General features: G+C 66.2%; 19 protein-coding genes and 2 tRNA genes. 6 read left to right on the top strand and 15 right to left on the bottom strand.

The features are described from left to right. Positions 1 to 52: 52 nt before the first annotated feature. Genes H607_RS0108185 through fliF form a run of 6 tightly spaced genes read right to left on the bottom strand, consistent with a single transcriptional unit; the run spans position 53 to position 6,976 of the window. Positions 53 to 1,537 carry a flagellar hook-length control protein FliK gene (locus H607_RS0108185; protein WP_028875036.1) on the bottom strand — a complete coding sequence of 495 codons (1,485 nt, stop codon included), beginning with the start codon at positions 1,535 to 1,537 and terminating at the stop codon, positions 53 to 55. A 59-nt stretch (positions 1,538 to 1,596) separates the two neighbouring features. After that, positions 1,597 to 2,055 carry a flagellar export protein FliJ gene (gene fliJ, locus H607_RS12275; protein ID WP_051240769.1) on the bottom strand — a complete coding sequence of 153 codons (459 nt, stop codon included), beginning with the start codon at positions 2,053 to 2,055 and terminating at the stop codon, positions 1,597 to 1,599. An 11-nt stretch (positions 2,056 to 2,066) separates the two neighbouring features. Further along, positions 2,067 to 3,467: a flagellar protein export ATPase FliI gene (fliI, locus tag H607_RS12270; RefSeq protein ID WP_083961995.1), complete on the bottom strand. Its 1,401-nt coding sequence runs from the start codon at positions 3,465 to 3,467 to the stop codon at positions 2,067 to 2,069. Beyond that, positions 3,464 to 4,270, bottom strand: a complete 807-nt coding sequence (locus H607_RS12265; protein ID WP_051240768.1) for a flagellar assembly protein FliH — start codon at positions 4,268 to 4,270, stop codon at positions 3,464 to 3,466. The genes fliI and H607_RS12265 overlap by 4 nt, the downstream gene beginning before the upstream one ends. Before the next feature lie 17 nt (positions 4,271 to 4,287). Beyond that, entirely contained in the window at positions 4,288 to 5,286 is a 999-nt protein-coding gene (gene fliG / locus H607_RS0108165) for a flagellar motor switch protein FliG (RefSeq protein ID WP_028875035.1), read from the bottom strand. 1 nt (position 5,287) lies between these two features. Further along, on the bottom strand, positions 5,288 to 6,976 hold the full coding sequence (fliF, locus tag H607_RS0108160) for a flagellar basal-body MS-ring/collar protein FliF (protein WP_028875034.1): 1,689 nt from the start codon (positions 6,974 to 6,976) through the stop codon (positions 5,288 to 5,290). A 134-nt stretch (positions 6,977 to 7,110) separates the two neighbouring features. Here fliF and H607_RS0108155 point away from each other — a divergent pair, with 134 nt between their 5' ends. Genes H607_RS0108155 through fliE form a run of 3 tightly spaced genes read left to right on the top strand, consistent with a single transcriptional unit; the run spans position 7,111 to position 9,985 of the window. Then, positions 7,111 to 8,235: a sensor histidine kinase gene (locus H607_RS0108155; RefSeq protein WP_028875033.1), complete on the top strand. Its 1,125-nt coding sequence runs from the start codon at positions 7,111 to 7,113 to the stop codon at positions 8,233 to 8,235. Beyond that, positions 8,232 to 9,623 carry a sigma-54-dependent transcriptional regulator gene (locus tag H607_RS0108150; protein ID WP_028875032.1) on the top strand — a complete coding sequence of 464 codons (1,392 nt, stop codon included), beginning with the start codon at positions 8,232 to 8,234 and terminating at the stop codon, positions 9,621 to 9,623. Before H607_RS0108155 ends, H607_RS0108150 begins: the two co-directional genes overlap by 4 nt. 35 nt (positions 9,624 to 9,658) lie before the next feature. Continuing rightward, on the top strand, positions 9,659 to 9,985 hold the full coding sequence (gene fliE, locus H607_RS0108145; RefSeq protein WP_028875031.1) for a flagellar hook-basal body complex protein FliE: 327 nt from the start codon (positions 9,659 to 9,661) through the stop codon (positions 9,983 to 9,985). 66 nt (positions 9,986 to 10,051) lie between these two features. On the opposite strand, the gene H607_RS0108140 is transcribed toward fliE, so the two are convergent. The 9 genes from H607_RS0108140 to H607_RS12250 form a co-directional block, all read right to left on the bottom strand. Further along, complete coding sequence (locus H607_RS0108140) at positions 10,052 to 10,831, bottom strand: flagellar brake protein (protein WP_028875030.1); 780 nt, start codon at positions 10,829 to 10,831, stop codon at positions 10,052 to 10,054. A gap of 42 nt (positions 10,832 to 10,873) precedes the next feature. Then, positions 10,874 to 11,185 carry an EscU/YscU/HrcU family type III secretion system export apparatus switch protein gene (locus H607_RS0108135; protein ID WP_028875029.1) on the bottom strand — a complete coding sequence of 104 codons (312 nt, stop codon included), beginning with the start codon at positions 11,183 to 11,185 and terminating at the stop codon, positions 10,874 to 10,876. Next, positions 11,163 to 12,614 carry a flagellar hook-length control protein FliK gene (fliK, locus tag H607_RS12925; RefSeq protein WP_051240767.1) on the bottom strand — a complete coding sequence of 484 codons (1,452 nt, stop codon included), beginning with the start codon at positions 12,612 to 12,614 and terminating at the stop codon, positions 11,163 to 11,165. The genes H607_RS0108135 and fliK overlap by 23 nt, the downstream gene beginning before the upstream one ends. 71 nt (positions 12,615 to 12,685) lie before the next feature. Further along, positions 12,686 to 12,985: a hypothetical protein gene (locus tag H607_RS0108125; RefSeq protein WP_157381283.1), complete on the bottom strand. Its 300-nt coding sequence runs from the start codon at positions 12,983 to 12,985 to the stop codon at positions 12,686 to 12,688. Positions 12,986 to 12,989: 4 nt separating this feature from the next. Then, on the bottom strand, positions 12,990 to 13,400 hold the full coding sequence (fliS, locus tag H607_RS0108120) for a flagellar export chaperone FliS (RefSeq protein ID WP_028875027.1): 411 nt from the start codon (positions 13,398 to 13,400) through the stop codon (positions 12,990 to 12,992). 12 nt (positions 13,401 to 13,412) lie between these two features. Continuing rightward, positions 13,413 to 14,813: a flagellar filament capping protein FliD gene (gene fliD, locus H607_RS0108115; RefSeq protein ID WP_028875026.1), complete on the bottom strand. Its 1,401-nt coding sequence runs from the start codon at positions 14,811 to 14,813 to the stop codon at positions 13,413 to 13,415. Between the two features lie 10 nt (positions 14,814 to 14,823). After that, positions 14,824 to 15,237 (bottom strand): flagellar protein FlaG, encoded by a 414-nt coding sequence (locus H607_RS12920; RefSeq protein WP_051240766.1) that lies wholly within the window; start codon positions 15,235 to 15,237, stop codon positions 14,824 to 14,826. A 77-nt stretch (positions 15,238 to 15,314) separates the two neighbouring features. After that, positions 15,315 to 17,372, bottom strand: coding sequence for a flagellin N-terminal helical domain-containing protein (locus H607_RS0108105; RefSeq protein ID WP_028875025.1), 2,058 nt, complete (start codon positions 17,370 to 17,372; stop codon positions 15,315 to 15,317). Between the two features lie 54 nt (positions 17,373 to 17,426). Next, entirely contained in the window at positions 17,427 to 18,041 is a 615-nt protein-coding gene (locus H607_RS12250) for a cob(I)yrinic acid a,c-diamide adenosyltransferase (protein WP_083961994.1), read from the bottom strand. An 84-nt stretch (positions 18,042 to 18,125) separates the two neighbouring features. On the opposite strand from H607_RS12250, the gene H607_RS0108095 reads away from it, so the two are divergent. The 3 genes from H607_RS0108095 (at position 18,126) to H607_RS0108085 (ending at position 18,611) form a co-directional block, all read left to right on the top strand. After that, positions 18,126 to 18,216, top strand: a tRNA-Ser gene (locus H607_RS0108095). 19 nt (positions 18,217 to 18,235) lie between these two features. After that, complete coding sequence (locus tag H607_RS0108090; RefSeq protein WP_028875024.1) at positions 18,236 to 18,436, top strand: DUF2905 domain-containing protein; 201 nt, start codon at positions 18,236 to 18,238, stop codon at positions 18,434 to 18,436. A gap of 99 nt (positions 18,437 to 18,535) precedes the next feature. Further along, a tRNA-Thr gene (locus H607_RS0108085) sits at positions 18,536 to 18,611 on the top strand. The last annotated feature ends 381 nt before the right edge of the window (positions 18,612 to 18,992 follow it).

The following is an 18,992-nucleotide window of genomic DNA, read 5'->3' as shown; positions in this document are numbered from 1 at the left end:
ATTATCCCCCACCGAAGGCGGAAAAGCGCCCCTTCCCCGGCGTAATTCCCGTTCAGGCGTAGTGATCGATCAGGCTGGAACCGGTGCGCGTGCTCTGCAGGGGAAGGGGGGCGGAATTTGCACTCGTGCGTGAGGTCGGGCCAGGTACAGTGCGGCCGGAGGCAGGGTCTTCCTGCGATTGCGGATTCGAGTCGCCTCCTCCCGTACTCACGCTCGTCTGACCCAGTGACAGACCGGATTGGGCGAGCTGTTCGCGCAGCTGCGGCAGGGCGTGTTCGAGGGCATCGCGCGCCGCCTGGCTGGCCGCGACGAAATGGGCGGTGAGCTGATCGTTGTTGAGCTGCAAGGTGACTTCGAGCTTGCCGAGCGAAGGGGGCGTGAGCTGCAATTCGGCTTTGGTCTCACCGTGACCGGCCACCCAGACGAGGCGTTGCGTGGTTTCGCTTGCCCAGCGCTCCACGTCTGCCGGTGGGGTGTGGACGGTGAGTACGGTGGGGGAGGGGGCCGGAGTGTGCGTCGACGCGGAAGGATGGGCGACGAAGCCGTCGGTGCGCGTGACAGTTCCAGCCGAGGAGGATGTCGGTTCGACGTTGGTTTGGGCTAGGGAGAGGCGGGTATCGGCGTCATCCTGCTCGTGAGGTTTGATGTCGGGAGAAACGTTTTTGCCGGAATCTGGTTCGGTGTCCTTCTGGGAAATCGCGGACTCGAGGGCGGAAACGGAGTGGCCATGCTTTCCACCGGCAGGTTCCTGGGGTGTCACTGCGGTATCGGCGAGCAAAGTTTGGGATTCCGTATCCTGTGGACCGGCATTCTGCCGCCCGCTTGGGTTCGATACGTTGAGTTTCTCGAGTGCGGCCTGCAGGATCGCTCGAGGGGATCCTGGTACGGCGGCGCTCTCGGCGGCTGCAGGCGTGGCTGCAGCCTGGGTCGGGAAATCGCGCACTGGCGTTTGCACCGCAGCAGCCGATCCGTCGCTGCCAGCAGCGACTGGCAGGGCATTGGCCGAGGGCAGGGGAGCTTTCGCCAGGGCGGCCGTTTGCGCCGAATCGGCAGGGTTGGTCGGACGCGGCGTGGACGTGCCCTCGGGCGATACCTGTGGCATCGCCCCAGTGACCGCCGGCAGGGCGGCTGCGGCAAGGGCTGCCGCGGCATCGGGGGAGACGGCAACTTCTGCCGCCGTTGTGTTCTCTTGCGGTTTGTCCGCTTTTTTGGCAGCGGATTCGTCCGTCGAAGCCGGTTCGACAGCGTCCTTTTTCACATTGCCTGGGGAGGGAGGCGGGGTGTCCGGGGTGTCGCCATTTTTGCCCTGGGGCGCGGAGGGTGCCGCATTGGCCGGATTCGCTTGCGTGTTGTGGCTGGTTTGGGCATCCGGCGGCGTGACCGATGACGAGGCGCCTTGCGTGTCATTGACGCGCCGATCGAGGATTCGGGCGAAGGTGTCGGAAGATGCCGCGCTGGATGGGTCCGGCGTGTTGGCCGAAGCATTCACCCCAAGTACCGGATCGGGGCGGGAGGAGGCGACGGTTTGCAGGTTCATGGCAGCCTCGCAAGGAAAGGGTCACCAGAAATTAGCAATAAAGATGCCAACTTTTCGGCTCACCGCTCGTCCGTTTCTTCCCGGCTGCGGCGCAGGTATTTCTGGGACGCATGTTCGTCCAGCATCTTTTGCGCCAATCGCTGGGCTTGGGCGAGCGCTTCGGCGTCGGCCCGCGCTTCCAGCACTTCGAAGGCGCGTCGCCGCGTGCGCACGGCTTGCCAGGCACGGCGGGCTTCTTCCAGCCGCTGTGCCAAGCGCACGATTTCCTCGCGCTGCAGGAGCAGGGCATCGTCGAGGCGGGCGAGAAAGCCGCGATGGTTGAGGATCAGCTCGGGCGCGGCGTCATCGCGCAGGGCCTGGCGCAGCCTTTCTTCGTATTCGTCGCGAAAGCGTTCGAGCATGGCCAGTTTCTCCTGGGCCTCACGGTGGCGGCGGGTGCACGCCCCCATGCGTTCGGCGGCCTCGTCTTCCTCGCGCTGGACCAGCTCTTTCAACAGGCGAAAGCGGTTCTCGGCCATGATCTCGGGGCTCAGGAGAGCACGCGGCGCAGCCCGTCGAGCGCCTCGGCAAAGGGCACGGATTCGTTCATGCCCTGCTGCAGGAAAGCGGCCATTGCCGGCTGGCGTCGCACCGCTTCGTCGAGCTCCGGGTCGGCGCCGGGTTGATAGGCGCCCACGGCGATGAGATCCCGGGCGCGCTGGTAGCGCGACCAGAGTTTCTTGAAACGGCGCGCGAGCGCGAGGTGCTCTTCGCTCACCACCTGGGGCATCACGCGCGAGATCGACTGTTCGATGTCGATGGCCGGGTAGTGGCCGCTGTCGGCGAGCGCCCGCGAGAGCACGAAGTGCCCGTCGAGAATGGCGCGGGCGGCGTCGGCGATCGGATCCTGCTGATCGTCGCCTTCCGTGAGCACGGTGTAGAAGGCGGTGATCGATCCCTGATCGTCGGCGCCGTTGCCGGTTCGCTCGACGAGTGCGGGCAAGCGGGCGAACACCGAGGGGGGATAACCCTTGGTCACCGGCGGCTCGCCCACGGCGAGCGCGATCTCGCGCTGCGCCATGGCATAGCGGGTGAGGGAATCCATGATGAGGAGTACGTGACGCCCTTCGTCGCGGAACTGCTCGGCGATCGCCGTGGCATAGGCCGCGCCTTGTAGCCGCAGCAAGGGACTCACGTCGGCAGGGGCCGCCACCACCACGGCCCGCGCGAGCCCCTCGGGGCCGAGGTTTTGTTCGATGAATTCCTTCACTTCCCGACCGCGCTCGCCGATCAGCCCTACGACGATCACCTCGGCCACGGTGAAGCGCGCCATCATGCCGATGAGCACCGACTTGCCCACTCCCGAGCCGGCGAAAAGCCCCAACCGCTGACCCCTTCCGACGGTGAGCAGCGCATTGATCGCACGGATGCCGACGTCGAGCGGCGTGTCGATGGGCGTACGGGCGAGCGGATTGATCGGCGGGGCGAAGAGCGGACGCAGCGTGGCGCCGGCAAGCGGCCCCTTGCCGTCGAGCGGACGCCCCGCGGCATCGACCACGCGCCCCAGCAGGGCTTCTCCGGCCGGGAGGTGTTTGGCGCGATCGGGCGAAGGGGCTTCGGGGATCTCGTCGGCATGCAGCGGAATGGGCGGCGGTTCGGGCGGCAGGACTCGCGCTCCCGGGGCGAGGCCATAGACCTCCTCCGTGGGCATGAGAAAGAGCCTGTCCCCCTGAAAACCCACCACTTCCGCTTCCACGTTGCCGCCCGTGGGGGTCTCGATGCGGCAGCTCGCCCCCAGCGGCAGCTTGAGACCCATGGCTTCCATCACCAGGCCGTTGATGCGCACCAGTCGCCCGGCCGGGGTGAGCACCGGCGTGCGGCGCAGCTCCTCGCGCCAGAGGCGCAGGCGCCGTTGCAAAGGGTCGAGGACGATATCGTCGATATCGCTCATGGGGCACCTTCTCGCGTATCGTCCGAAGCATCGGGGCCTTCTTCCCAGGTCGCGCCTTGGGGCCAGAGGCGGGCGACGAGGCGACGCCAGCGGTTGGGCACGGTGGCATCGATCACGTGGGAATCCGATTCGACGAGACAGCCGCCGCGCGCGATCGTGGCATCGGCGACGAGCCGATGTCCCCCCTTGGCGAGTTCTGCTTCGAGCGCTTCGCGGACCAAAGGTAGATCCTCGGGGTGGAGGCGGATCGTGAGATGCGGTGCACCCTCTTCTTCGAGCAAACGGCGTACGAGGGAGACGATGCGTTCGGGCGACGTGCGCAGCTCGTCCTGCAGCACCTGGCGGGCGATTTCGACGGCGAGCGCGGCGATCTCCTCCGCCAAAGCCTCGCGCGTACGTTCCGTCAGGTGCTCCAGCCCTTCGATCAGGGAGTCGGCCAGCGCCAGCCGCTGCTGCCATTGCGCCTCGTGCTGCGCTCGGGCCTGGGCTTCTCCCCGGGCCCGCCCTTCGGCCTCACCCTTGGCGTAGCCTTCCTGATGGCCCTGGCGCCGGCCTTCTTCCTGCCCTTGGGCGAGACCTTCGGCGTGCCCGGCAGCGTACCCTTCCTCGTGGCCGGCGGTGAATCCTTCGCGGCGGCTCTGTTCATAGAGAGATTCTAATTCCTCGACCGTGGGCAGTTGCACCCCCTGGCGCACCGATTCTGCGCCGGCTGGCAGCGGCTCGCGGCGGTTTTCCGCCTCGTCGAAAGAAGGCGGCTGCCAAGGACGGTAGAGGCCGGTGGCCTGATGACGGTCGATCGCCACTCACGCTGCTCCCTGGATCATACGAATCCTTCTTCGCCGCCCTTGCCGGGCAGGACGATCTGCCCTTCCTCGGCCAGACGCCGCACGATCTTGAGGATTTCCTTCTGCGCTGTTTCGACCTCGGATAGGCGCACCGGCCCCTTGGCTTCCAGATCCTCGCGTAGCATCTCGGCGGCGCGCTGGGACATATTCTTGAAGATTTTCTCGCGCAGCTGCTGGGAGGCCCCCTTGAGGGCGATGACGAGCTGGTCGCTCTGTACTTCGCGCAAGACTGTCTGCAGGCTGCGATCGTCCATGTCGATGAGGTTCTCGAAGACGAACATTTCGTCGAGAATCTTCTGCGCCAGATCTGGATCGTATTCGCGCACCGCTTCGATGACTTCGTTCTCGAGCTGAGCGCCTGCGAAGTTGAGGATCTCGGCCACGTGCCGTACGCCGCCCATGGCCTTGCTCTTGGTGGTCGTGGCGGCATTGGCGAGGAGATTGCCCAGTGCCTCGTTGAGTTCCTTGAGCGCCAGTGGCTGGACGCCTTCGAGGGTGGCGATGCGCAGAATCACCTCGTTGCGCAGTCGTTCGGGGAAGTGCTTGAGGATTTCCGCCGCCTGGTCGAATTCGAGATGAACGAGGATGGTGGCGATGATCTGCGGGTGCTCGTTTTTGATGAGATCGGCTGCGGTGGCAGCATCCAACCACTTCAGGCTCTCGATCGCGGCGGTGTCCGATCCTTGCATGATGCGGGCGATGATGTGGCTCGCCTTGTCGTCCCCCAGCGCCTGGGTGAGCATCTCGCGGATCTTTTCCGGATCGGGCTCGATCGGGGCGCCGCGTTGCACGTATTGGATGGCCTCGTCGAGTACCTCTTCCACTTCCTCGCGTGGTTTGGGCGGCAGTGAGGCCATGGTGGTGCCCAGCCGCTGCACTTCCTTGGGACCGAGGTTCTTCAAGACTTCGGCCGCTTCGGCCGGGCCGAGCGAGAGCAGCAGCAAAGCGGCGCGTTCGACGGGATCTTCGCTCATCTCAGCGTTTCTCCGTGGCTCCGAGCCACTCTTTGATCAGGTTGGCGAGCAGCTTCGGATCGTTCTGGGCGATGCGGCGCAGTTCGGCGATCTTGCGTTCGAACGGATCGGCAGGAGAGACTCCTCCGAGCTGTACGATCGCGCCTTCCTCTTCTTCGGTCTCGAGGGCGGCAGCCTCCGGCGCACCCCGGGGCGGCGTCTCCGGTTTGGTGATCGCCGTGCGCACGAGCGGCCGGATCACGCCGAAATAGACGATTACCAGGGCCACGGCCAGCAGCAGGTAGCGCAAACCTTCGCGGACCAGTTCGACCATGACCGGATCGCTCCACAGGCGTTTCCACCACGGCACGGGCGGCTCTTCGATCTTGCCGGCGAAGAGCGCCCCGGAGACGGTGATGCTGTCGCCGCGCGTCGGGTTGAGCCCCACTGCATTCTGCACCAGTTTCTCCAGCTGGGCGAGCTCTTCGTCCGAAGGGATGGTCTTGACCCCTTCGCGCGTGGTCTCGGTTTTCTGGTTGATGACCACGGCCACCGTGAGGCGGCGCACGTCGCCCAAGGCTTTCTTCGTGTGTTGGATCGTGCGGTCGAGCTCATAGTTGATCGTGGCGGTGCGTTCGCGCTTGCCTCCACCGGCGGCGGCAGCGGTGCTCCCCTGTCCGACTTCCGGCGTGGTGATGGGCGCGGTGGCGGGCACCGGCGGCTGGTTGGTGAGCGCGCCCGGCACACCTTGCGGTGCCTGGTCGCCGCCGTAGCGCTCCTCGATGCGTTGGCTGCGGATCGCCTGATCCGGCGCCGGATTGGGACGGTAGGATTCGCTCGTGAGTTCCGTCTGGTTGAAGTCGACGTCGACGGCCACTTGCGCCTTGAAGTTGCCCGCCCCGACGATGGGCTCGAGGATGGATTCGACGCGCCGGACGTAGGCTGATTCCAGCTCCTGGATGAAAGCGAGCTGCTTGGCATCCAGGTCCCCCTTGTTTTGATCGGGCGAGCGGGTGAGGAGATTGCCCGATTGGTCGACCACGGTGACGCGATCGGGCGTGAGCTCGGGCACGCTGGAGCTCACGAGATGGACGATGCCGGCGATCTGCGCTTCGTCCAGCACCCGCCCCGGGCGCAGCGTGACCATCACGGAAGCGGAAGGCTTTTCCTTGTCGCGCAGGAAGCCCGTTTTCTTGGGAATGGCCAGATGCACGCGCGCGGCCGACACCGCGCCGATGTTCTGGATCGTGCGCGCGAGTTCCCCTTCCACCGCCCGCTGGTAGTTGATCTGTTCGGCGAACTGGGTGATGCCCAGCTTTTGATTGTCCATCAGCTCGAAACCGACGTTGCCGCCGCGCGGCAGCCCCTGCGCCGCCAACCGCAGGCGCAGGTCGTGCACCTGGGAAGAGGGCACGAGGATGGCGCTGCCGTTGTCGGAGAAACGATACGGCACGTTCATCTGCTGCAGGGTGGTGACGATCGCTCCGCCGTCGCGTTCGTCCAGATTGGAGAAGAGCACGGCATAGTCGGCGGGCTTGGACCACAGCAACAGCCCCACGATGAGGGCGATCGCCAGGGCGAGCGCCGCGCCGGCGGCGAGTTTTTGCTGCAGGGTGAGCGCCTTGACGCGCTCGAGCAGGTTCGCCAGTACCGGCGGCAGGCGGGTTGCCGCAGGGGAGGGTGCGGTCAGCGTCGTGTCGGCCTCGGCCATGATGTCGTCTCCTGCCTCGAGGGCAACGGTCTCAGGGTGCATTATCGCGCGTCGGGCGGCAAGCCGTCGCGGAAATAACGGCAAAAACCGCCGGCAATTCCTGCCGCCGGCGCTTTCGCGTATAGTAAGAAACCATGACTGCCGATTCCGCCGCCTCGCTCACGCCCGAGCAGCTCGCCCTTGCGTTCGAGCAGTTCGCCCGCGCCTCCGACGCGCTCACGCGCTCCTACGAGGCGCTGCAGGCGCGCGCCCGGATGCTCTCCGAGCGGTTGGAAGTGCTGCTGCAAGCGTTGCCGGCCGGGGTGCTGGTGCTCGATGCCAACGATAGGGTCGTGCAGGCGAACCGGGCGGCCAAGGCGCTGTGGCCCGGCCTCGAGCCGGAAGGGCGCGCGTGGTCAGAGCTTGCCGCCACGCTCCGGCCGACCGATACGCCGCAGGAAGTAGAGTTGCCCTTGCCCGACGGGTCGGTTCGCCGGCTCAACCTCTCCCGGGCCGATCTCGCCGCGCACGGCGGGCGGTTGCTGCTGCTGCACGACGTCACCGAGGCGCACCGCCTGCGCCAGGCGATGGAGCGCAACCTGCGGCTCGCCGCCATGGGCGAGATGGTGGCGGCGCTCGCGCACCAGTTGCGCACGCCGCTGGCTGCCGCCATGCTCTACGTCGGCAATCTCGCCGCCGCCGAGCTGCCGCCCGAGCGCCGCGCCCAGCTCGCCGAGCGGGCGCAGGAACGGTTGCGCCACCTCGAACGGCTCATCGGCGACATGCTGCTCTTCGCCCGCGGTGAAGGCGGCGCACGCGGACCGGTGGCCCTGGAGCCGCTTGCCCGCGAGACGCTGCACGCCCTCGAACCGCTTGCCGCCGCCAAACGCGCCCGGCTCGAGGGCGCGTTGGAGCCGCTCGCCGGTGCCTGGGTCCAGGGGGATGCCAAGGCGCTCGCCGGCGCCCTCACCAACCTGCTGGAGAACGCCCTGCAGGCCATCCCCGAAGGCGGCACGGTGCGCCTCGAAGGAGAACGCCAAGGCGACCGGGCGCGTCTCATCGTGAGCGACGACGGCCCCGGCATCGCCGCCGACACGCTCGAGCGCATTTTCGAGCCGTTTTTCACCACCCGCAGCGAAGGCACGGGGCTGGGGCTGGCGATCGCCCGCGGCGTGGCGCGGGCGCACGGCGGCGACATCGAAGCCTTTTCCCGCCCCGGCGAGGGCAGCCGCTTCGTGCTCACGCTGCCGCTTTCCCCACCGCCTCTGGAGGACGCATGAGCGAACCGCTGCCGATCCTGATCGTCGAGGACGACGCGAACCTGCGCGACGCCGTCGCACTCACCCTGGAAGTGGGCGGCTACCGGCCCATCGCCGTCGGCTCCGGCCCCGAAGCGCTCGCCGTGCTCGAGCGCGAAGCGGTGGCCATGGTGCTCACCGACCTCAAAATGTCGCCCATGAACGGGCTCGAAGTGCTGGAAGCCGTGCGCTGGCGGCTGCCGCAGCTGCCGGTGGCCCTCATGACCGCCTATGGCGACGTCGCCAGCGCCGTGGCCGCCATGCGCGGCGGCGCCTGCGAATTCCTCCTCAAGCCCTTCGAACCGGCGGCGCTCCTTTCCCTCGTGCGCAAGTACGCCCAGCCCGGCGGAGACGACGAACTTGTCGCCGCCGACCCCGCCAGCCGCCAGCTGCTGCAACTGGCCGAGCGCGTGGCCCAGACCGACGCCACCGTGCTCCTCGAAGGCGAATCGGGCGTGGGCAAGGAAGTCTATGCCCGCTTCCTGCACCGCCACTCGCCGCGGCACGACGGGCCGTTCGTGGCCATCAACTGCGCCGCCATCCCCGAACACCTGCTCGAAGCCACCCTCTTCGGCCACGAGAAAGGCGCCTTCACCGGGGCGAGCACCGCTCAGCCCGGCAAGTTCGAGCAGGCGCAGCACGGCACGCTGCTGCTCGACGAAATCTCCGAAATGCCGCTCGCACTGCAGGCCAAACTGCTGCGCGTGCTCCAGGAAAAGGAAGTCGAGCGCCTCGGCGGCCGCAAACCGATTCCCCTCGACGTGCGCATCGTCGCCACCACCAACCGCGACCTGCCCGCGGAAGTCGCCGCCGGGCGCTTCCGCCAAGACCTTTACTATCGCCTGGCTGTCTTCCCCTTGCGCATTCCGCCGCTGCGCGAACGCCCCGGCGACATCCTGCCGCTCGCGCAGCGCTTCCTCGCCGTGCACGGCGCACGTTTCGGCAAAAACGGCGCCACGCTCACCGACGAGGCGGCACGGATCTTGCTGCAATACGATTGGCCCGGCAACGTCCGCGAACTGGAGAACACCTTGCAGCGCGCCCTCATCCTCGCTCCCGGCAGCGTGATCGACGCCACCGCGCTCACCGCCTGTCTGCCTGCCCAGGCGGGCTCGCCCGCCAAAGCAGCGCAAGAACCGGCGAATGCGCCTGGCGCGGCGTCGCACTCCGCTCCCGTGGCGCACGAAGAAGCCAGCGCCCAGACGGTGCGCGAGCGCGAGCGTGAGCACATTCTGCGCGTGCTGCGTGAAGTGGGCGGATCGCGCAAGCGCGCGGTGGAGCGGCTCGGTATCTCCGAGCGCACGCTGCGCTACAAGCTGCAGCGCTACCGCGCCGAAGGCTACGCGATCCCGGGCGATGAACAGTGCTAGAATGAAAAGAGCCGCCGCAGGACAGGAGGCATGACATGGACACCAACGGCATCAACCAGCTGCTCGCCGAAATGCAGCGCGCCCAGGCGCTCGCCCAGGGCAAGCCCGCTGCTGCCGAGGCGCCGCAAGGAGCCGGGCAGGTCGATTTCGCCTCCGTGCTCGATTCCGCCCTCAAGGGGGTGAGCGAAGCGCAGGGCCAAGCCCAGCAGCAAGCCGACCAATTCGCCGCGGGCGACCCCAACGTCGACCTGCAAAACGTCATGATCGATCTGGAAAAAGCCTCACTCGCCTTCAACCAGATGGTGCAAGTGCGCAACCGCCTGGTAAGCGCCTATCAAGACATCATGAACATGCCGGTGTGACCCGGAATGGCGTGCGTACATTGATTCTTCCTCAATGATTTGCACGCTCATTTGTATGCGTCTGAATCACGTCACATGCCGCGCTGCCAAGAGCTCCCGCTGCAACTCGAAGAGGTAGCGATAGAGGCGGTTCGCCACGGCCATGGGCATGCCGACGAAACGCAAACCCACCCGCATTGGCACCGCCTTTGCCGGGCCGGGAGTATCGAGCGGTAGGATGTTGCGCACTTCCATCGCCGTTTCTAGCCATTCCATCGGAGGCAAGATGAGGCGGGCGCTGGGAACTTGCGTGCCGTGCGCGGGAGTGGGCACGTCCGGCGGAAAAAGCAGGGAAACGCCGCCCACGCTCAGATCGAGAACGCGCAATTTCAGTTTGGCCTGTTCCGCTTCTTGCGGCGAAAGAGGCACGATGGCTGAGCGCGGCAGCTCGCACCACCAGGTAGGTGTAGGTGGTTTCAAGCGGAAAAATTCCCTCCGCTGCAAGCGCAGCATGGTGCGAGGCAGAGGGGCTGCCAGGGCGAGCACGCCTTGATGTTCCACCCGTTGCAGGGGTTGCGCCTCGAACTGCAGCGTGATTCCCTCCAATTTGCCTTGGCAAACCACGCCGCGCTCCACCGCCAAGGCGTTGAGCCGCTCGTCGCCGCACGGGTCGAGGAAGAAGTGCTCCTCGGTCACCTGCAGCACCATGGAAGGGAAGAGATAGCGTCCGCCGCCGAACACGGCGATCGGAATGCGCCGCGCGGCCAGGGAACGCAAGATCACGGCGATCTCGCGCGGCATACGCAGCACGTAGTCGGGATAACGTTCCGGATCGTAGAGCTCGAAACGGTTAGGGGCAGAAGACATGATGAAGGCGAAGGACGCGGATACGCCCCTTTATAGCACGTTTCATGCCTCGGCGGCAGGCTGGCGTTTGCCTTGCTCCAGACGATAGACCCACGCCAGCAGCTCCGCCACGGCCACGTACAACTGCGGCGGGATGCGCTCGTCGAGATCGAGCTGCATCAGCAACCCCAGCAACTCCGGCGATTCATGCACATACACTCCTGCCTCGCGCGCCCGCGCCAGGATCTGCTCGGCGAGCACGCCCTTGCCCTTGGCCACCACGCGCGGCGCGGGTTCTCCCGTCTCGTAACGCAAGGCCACGGCGGCGCGCCGGTTCGAGGGGGAGGGGAGATCATCCTCCGGGGTTGCGTCCATCGGCGTTTTCCTCGCTGCTCACCTCGAGCCTCGTCAGGCGAATGCCATCCACTTCCAGGCTGGCCGCCAGCGCCGGCGCCGCCTCACGCAAGAGGGCAGACGTTTCGGAAGAAGAGGCAGAAACCCGGATTTCCAGCGTTCCCGTGCGCCATTGCAGCTCTGCTTCTACATCTCCCAGCGCCGGCAGGCTCAGCCGCAGGCGGGAGCGCCACAGCGGCGCCTCTTCTTCATCCGGCGAGGAACGCGCCTCGCGCTCTTGCGGCGCTTCCAGATCCCAGAACACCGTCCACCCCGGCCAAGGGGCAAACTGCACGTGGAGCTGCTGCGTCGCCAGCGTGTCGAGCTGGTGCTGCACGATCGGCACCAACCGCTCCGGGATGCCGCCCTCCGCAATTCCATCGGCTGACCGTGTCGCCGCGCCGGCCACTTGCGCGGCGGAAGGCAGCGCTGAGGAAGAGGGCACAGTAACGTCTTCCGGCGGACCCGCCGGCAAGGCGCCGCCGAGGATCGCGGCGAGGAGCTTTTCGGTTCCCGCCATCATGCGTGTGCCACCCGCCTGGTGCACCAGCGCCGCGAGCAGGGCCGGGGAGAGGTTCGCGACCGCGGCGGCCGGAGAAGATTCCCCGACCGATTCCGTCGGCAAGGGCGTCATCGCCTTGGCAGGCGAGAGAGTCGCCGACGCGGCCCCGGTCGTTTCGCCGGAAGTTCCCGCTCCACCCTCCGGGGCGGGGGCCGGAGGCAGCCCCGTTTTTGCGGCGGCATCCGCGACCGCCTGTGGCGTGCTCTCCGGGTTCACCCCGGGGGTTTGCCCCGCAGCCGTGAGCACGTTCTGTGGCTCGGCGCGCAGCGCTTCCAAGGGATAGCGCCCCTGCGCCCACTGCGCTAGATGCGATTCGTAGAAAAGGCCCGAGCGCTGGAGCGACCCTTGCAGTGCCGTCGCCAGCTGCTGCACTTCGGCCTCGGACTGAGGGGCAGCGGGCAGCAGCGGTGTGGGCTGGGTGGCGTTGGCGGAAAGCGGCAGGCGTTCTGGCGCGGGTTTGGTCAGTACCTGGCGCAGTAATTCGCCCGTGGGCGAGAGCTGGGCGCGCACGGAGGCCGTTCCCGCGCCCGTCGTCGCCGTGGATGCCTCGTTCAGGCGGGCATAGATCGTGCCACCCACCTGCCGTTCGACCACCAGCTCCAGCGTGTCGCCGCTCTTCACCGGTTGGTCGAGCGCGAGCGTCATGTCCCGGCCAGCCACCACCGCCTGGAAAGTCCCATCGGGTAGCGGCCGCTGGATGGTGGCCCGCAGCACCTGCCCGGGCAGCACCTCCGGCAGACGCTCGGGGATCGGGCGGATGCGCTCGACGCCCCCCACCTGGGGCTCGGGACGCAGCAGATCCGCCTCGACCATCATGCGCAGGCGGGCGACGAGATCGGGCGGAATCATGGCATGGTCTCGAACGGATTACGGCGCCGCGGCCCGCGGCGAAATGGCACGGAACCCCGGACGCCAGGCGCTCAGGCGGGCGGTAGGGCGCCCCAGGCGCGCAGGAGTTTCGCCACGCTCGCATGCGCCGGCAGCAGATGCACCCCGGCCGACTCCAGCGCCGCGTGCGCCGCGGCGATCGCTGCGCGCCGCTTGGGCAGGGCCGGGTCGTGTGTCGCGCACCAGGCGCGGTCGGCCGCGGCGAGCGCCTCGAGCTCGCGCATCAGCGCCGCTGCGCGGGCCCAGTCGTTCGCCGCTGCGGCTGCGGCGAACGCTTCGCAGCCGCGCGCAAGCCCCGCCCACGGCGCCTCTTCCGCAATCATCGCGCTCATCGCCTCACCCCACTGCCGCCGTGGCCTGCTGGCGCGGCATCTCCGCCCAGGCTTCGCGCAGGGTGCGCAGCAGGCCACTCACCTCCTGCACCGCCGCGGCGTTGTTGGTGGCGTTCGCCTGCGTCAGGCGCTCGACCATGTAGTCGTAGAGCGCTGCGAGCCGGGTGGCGAGCTCACCGCCGCTCTCCATGTCGAGCGAGGCGTGCAGCCCGTCGTGGATGATGGCGATGGCGTGACTGATCGATTTGGCCCGTTTGGGCACGTCTTTCTGCTCGATGGCCACGGTGGCCTCTGCCAGCGCCAGCAAGGCCCCATCGTAGAGCATCAGGATCAGTTGATGCGGATCGGCGGTCTGCACGGCGGTCTCCAGACTGACTTGCGAATAGGCGTTGGCGCCTCTGGGGCGATTGAACATGTCGGCTCCTCCTCATCCGCTCTTCGAGCTCGCGAACAGGGCGTTGAATTGTTGCGTCAGATAGGTGCTCAGGCTGTTGTACTGCCCGACGATGGTGTCCATGTTATTGAACTGCTGCTGGTACGTCGCCTGAATGCGGTCGAGCTGGCTCTGCAGCCGCTCCTTCTGGCTGTTGAGCAGTGTGACTTTGGAATTAAGCCCCTGCACGCTCGCATCGAGCAGGCCGCCGGTCTGCAGGTCGATGGTCAGCAGAGAATCGAGCCGGGTCGCCAGGCCCGGCTGGGTGTCGGTGCCTACCAGCATTTGTTTCACGGCGCTGGGTTGGGTCTGCAGCGCCTTGTCGAACGTGGCGGTGTCGAACGAGAGCTTGCCTTTGTCGTCGAACGTTAGACCCAGGTCGGTGTAGCTGCGCAGCGTGCCGCTGCCGGTGAGGGAATTGAGCGTGTTGCGCAGCTGATTCTGGATCGTGCGCAGGGCCGAGTCACCGGAGAGCGGCCCGGCGGTCTTGGTGCTGGGGTCGTAGTAGGTGAGGGTGTAGATGGTGTTGTTCACCGCGTTGTAGGCGTCGACGAAGGACTGCATCGCCTTTTCCAGCGCCGAGTTGTCGCGCTGCACGTTGAGCGGGGCGGTCGAGCTGGTGACAGACTGCAAGGTAAGCGTCACGCCCGGGATCAGGTCGTCGATCGTGTTCGAGAAACGGGTGACGGTGAGTCCGTTGAAGGTGATTTTTGCGTCCTGCGCCGCCTGTACCTGGTAAATGTCGCTGCTCGGATCGGTGGGCGGATTCGTAGCGTTCGGGTCGAAGGTCAAGCCTGAGAGCCCATCCGTTCCCGTGAGCGAGAACGCCTGATTCGTACCGGTCTGGCGGCTGGTGATGACGAGCTGCTTGGCCGTGCCGTTGTCGACGAGGGTTGCGCTCACCAGCGAATTTGCCTGGTCGTTGATGGCGTTGCGCAGGTCTTCGAGCGTGCCGCCAGCGGAGAAGTCGATTTGCACGCTCTGGCCGCCAGCGCTGATGGTGAGCGTGCCCGCGCCCGGGGTGAACGTGGAGGTGGCGCTGGTGGCCACGCGCTGCGCCTGAGCGAGCTGCTGCACGCCGATGTCGTAGGTGCCCGTGGCCGCACCGGCGCCCGCGGTGGCAGTGAAGCCCGCGCCGCTGCCCACCGAAGTCGTGACCGCATAGAGGGTGTTGGGGTCGCTCAGACTCTTGGCCGCCGACTGCAGGGTGGATAGGGCCGACTTCACCTGCCCGAAGGCCGAGATCTTCGTCTGGACATCCGAGATTTTCTGGTTGATGGCATCGATCGGCTTCTGCTCCACCTGCATCAGCTTGTCGATGATGCCGTTGATGTCCAGCCCCGAGCCGAGGCCGGTGGAGGTGATGGTGCCGCTGCTGGGAATGGTGGTGGCCATGGCCGTCTCCTCAGGCTTTCTGATGCACGAGCAGACCCTGGAGCTTGTCGAGCGCCTGGGCGATCTCCAGCATCTCCTTGGGCGGAATCTGCCGGATCACTTCCTTGGTGGAAGTATCCACCACCTGTACCACCATGCGGTTGAAATCCTGGTCGATGGTGAACTGGATGCCGGCGCTGGAGAGCGTCTCCACCGCCTTTTGTACCCGGTCGACCGCGCCCTGCAGCGTGTCGCGGTCGATGGCGGAAGATTGGGCGGTAGTGGCGGTCCTATCTGCCGGGGTGGTATCGACCGCGCTCGTCGTGGTGGCTGCTGCCGTATCCGTTGTGGAGGCAGCGGAAGACGCCGGCTGGCGCGGCGGCTCGGTCACCACCGTGCTCGCGGCGCCCTGCGGCAGAGATACGGAAGAAATCGGGACGTTCATGGTGAGTCTCCCCAAGGGGAACGGGCGGCGCCAGGGATCATGCTAGACCCTGCGCCGCCCGTGTCAAGCCCCGATCATCAGCGCAGGAGCGTCAGCACGTTCTGCGTCGAGGCGTTCGCCTGCGCGAGCATGGCGGTACCGGCCTGCTGCAGGATTTGCGCCCGCGACAGGTTCGCCGTCTCGGCGGCGAAGTCGGCGTCCTGCACCCGCGAGCGGGCGGCCGCCACGTTTTCGCTCGTCACCTGGTTGCTCGAGACCACGGAGCTAAAGCGGTTCTGGATCGCGCCGAGGTCGGCCCGCAGGTTATCGACGTAGGCGAGCGCCCCATCCACGATCTTGAGCGCTTCGTTGGCACCGCGCTGCGTCGTGATGTCCACCTGGTCCACCGACTTCAGATCGCCGCGCACTTGTTGATTGGCGATGATCGTATTGTTGGCATCGGTGCTCGTCACCGTGAAGGCACCCGGGGCGGAGAAGGTCACGTTACCCGCCACGGTGAGGCTATCCGTGGTGCCCTCGTTGAGCGTGATGCCATTGAGCTTCACCGTTTGCGCGCCGGTGACCGTGGTGTTCTGGAAGTCGGCGAGCTTGATGTCGTAGCCGTCGGCGCTCACCAGGGTGATGGACTTCAGGTCGTCCGAGAGCTGGGCGCTGATGCCCGTCTTGCCGCTTTGGTCGTTGATCGCCTTGGCGAGCGCAGTGAGGTCATTCGGGTTGTCCACCTTCGCCGAGATGGTCACCGGATCCTGCCCCGGCTTGCCGGAGAGCTTGAACTCGATGGTGCCGGCATCCGACAGGTCGGAGAGCTTGGCTTCGGTGCGCGCCGCGGCGCTCACACCGGTGGTAGCACTTTGCTGGTTCACCCGCTGGGCGATGTCGTAGGCGCTCATCCCGGCATCGATCGAGATGTTGGCGCTGCCGGTGGTCCCGGTGACGGTGAGCGTCTGCGCCGCTACGCCGTTGCCCAGGAGATCGGTCGTGGCGCTGGCTGCGGAGACTGTGGCATCGTTTTCCAGGACGTTTGCCCCCCCCTCTTGAGTTAGCGAGAAGGGTTGCAACGACTGGAAGATCACCTGCCCGGCAAGGGTAACGCCGGTGTCGTCTACCGTGTTTCCATCCGCCTTGAGTGTGGTGAAACCTAAAGAGGCAGCGTCGGTCTTCAAACTTATATCATCGCCCGTCTCGTTGCGGAGCGTGATGGTCCCTGCGGTCTCGTCGAAGCTCATTTTCAGATCGCCGAGTTCGCCGGTCTGGATTTTGGCATTGATCAGCGTCGCGACGTCCTTGGCCGTGGCTCCGGACGCGATGGAGATGTCTGCTGACGCTGTTCCGTTTGTGATCGTCAGCGTGCCGGAAGCGGTGGCTGCGCCAGTGACCTGGAGATTCACCGTGTTCATGGCGACGGCTTTCACGCCAGTGGTGCCGCTGGCGGCATTGACCGTAGCGGCGATCTGCTTGGCGGAATCCCCGCTAGCAATATTAGCTGTTGCCGACCCCAGCGCACTGGTGATGGTGAGCGTGCCATCCGTAATGCCGTTGTCCGTGGTGCCGGTGGCGATGTGGGCGGCGGTGCTGACGGCTTGGGTGGTGGTGCCCACGCGATCGTTGCTCGTGGCCATCTGGGCGCCGATCTCGTTCGCTTTCGTGCTGCCGATGGAGAAGCTGATGTTCTGCTCGGCATAGGCCCCGACGTGGAACACCTGGTTGAGGAAGCTGCCGTCGAGCAGCGACTTGCCGTTGAATGAAGTCTGGGTGGCAAGGCGCGTGATCTCCTGCTTGAGCTGATCCACTTCTTTTTGCAGCGAGGCGCGGTCGGTGGCGGTGTTGGTGTCGTTGGCCGACTGCACCGCCAGCACCCGGATGCGCTGCAGGGCATTGGTGATTTCTCCCAGCGCCCCTTCGGCGATCTGCGCTACCGACATGGCATCGTTGGCGTTGCGCGTGGCTTGGTTGAGGCCATTGATTTGCGCCGTCATGCGGTCGGAAATCGCCAGGCCCGCCGCGTCGTCCTTGGCGGAGTTGATGCGCAGGCCCGACGAGAGCCGCTGCATGGCGGTCTGCATGTCGTTCTGGCTCTTCAGGAGGTTCCTCTGCGCGTTGAGCGAGGCGATGTTGGTGTTGATGACGGATGCCATGATGGTTCTCCTTGCGTGAGTGGCTTACTGGGTTTGGTAGGAGTGTTTACGGCATCATGCGGCGGGACTTGAGGAATTTTCCCCGCCGGGGAACATGGCGCCGGCGCGCGCGGGCTTGGGCGTTTTGTGCTCGCGCCGCCACAGTTCGTCGGGCACGCCGGCGCGGCGGTTGTAGACGCGGGCGAGCACGAAGAAGAGGTCCGAGAGGCGGTTGAGGTAGCGGCGTGGGGCGGCGTGCAGGGCTTCTTCCTGAGCGAGCGCGACCACCGAGCGCTCGGCGCGGCGGCAGACGGTGCGGGCAAGGTGCGCGAGCGCCGCGGCGCGGCTGCCGCCCGGCAGGATGAATTCCTTGAGCGGGGGCAGGTCGGCGTTGTAGCTCTCGATCAGCGCCTCGAGCCGCGCCACCTGCGCGTCGGTGAGCACGGCCGCGCCGGGAAGGCACAGTTCTCCGCCCATGTCGAAGAGGGCGTGCTGGATCTCGGCGAGCACCGCGCGCAGGTCTTCGTCCGTGGTGTCGCTTGCGAGCACGCCGACCACGGCGTTCAATTCATCGATTTCGCCTAGCGCCTCGATGCGCCGGCTGTTCTTGGCCACGCGCGAGCCGTCCCCGAGGCCGGTGGTGCCCTCGTCGCCCGTGCGGGTGGTGATCTTGGAGAGGCGGTGTCCCATGTGGTGCTCCTTGGAGGAAAAGGCGAGCCACGTGCGAGGAGCGTGGCGTTTTTTGCCGAACCTCGGTATAATACAAGGCTTGCCGGAGAGGTGGATGAGCGGTTTAAATCGCACGCCTGGAAAGCGTGTTCAGGGGAATACCCTGACGCGGGTTCGAATCCCGCCCTCTCCGCCAGCATCCCCGGGCGCCGACGATGCAAAAACTTCTCTTTCTGCTCGGCCTCCTCTTCCTACTCGCGGCCGTGCTCTGGCCGTGGCTGTCGCGTTTCCCCTTCGGCCGACTGCCCGGCGACATCGTCATCGAGCGCGATAATTTCACGTTCTACCTCCCCTTCACAACCAGCATCCTCGTCTCGGTGCTGCTCTCGCTCCTCTTTTGGTGGTGGCGCAAGTAGCGCGAAGGGCGGTTTGCGCAATTGGCGTGCGTGAGCTTGATTTTCGCGTGGGAGAGGGATAGAATGCTACTTCTTCCAGGCCGCCAGGCCGCGCTCCATGCCGTTGTAGCTCAGCTGGTAGAGCAACTGATTCGTAATCAGTAGGTCGGGGGTTCGAATCCTCTCAACGGCACCAATAAAATCAAGGACTTACGCGGTTTGTGTCATACAGGAAAAGGGGTGGTGTAGCGGAAGTGTAGCGGTGCTTGAATTGCCCCTGCTACACCGGCGCTACACGGGACGATCTGCGTGGGCTTGATGTTGTCCGTCCGCAACATGCAACACGTGGCCGCCCCATGGTGTCTCATGCTCTGGCCGCCAAAGCCTTGATGTCTTGGCCGCCTAAGCGTCTATGCCTTGGATAACCCATGCGATGATGCCTTGGCCGCCCATACACCGTTACACCATGGTCGCCCATAGTGTCTCGCTTGGTCGCTCCATGTGATGGCGTCCTGTGCGCCCCACATCGTCCCTACGCCGTCCGCCCAAGCGCCCATGCCTTGGATAACCCAAGCCT

The sequence above is a fragment of the Tepidiphilus margaritifer DSM 15129 genome (genome assembly GCF_000425565.1).
Classification (GTDB): Bacteria; Pseudomonadota; Gammaproteobacteria; order Burkholderiales; family Rhodocyclaceae; genus Tepidiphilus; species Tepidiphilus margaritifer.
The sequence above is the reverse complement of the archived record's forward strand: the minus strand, read 5'-3'. Positions and strand labels throughout refer to the sequence as shown.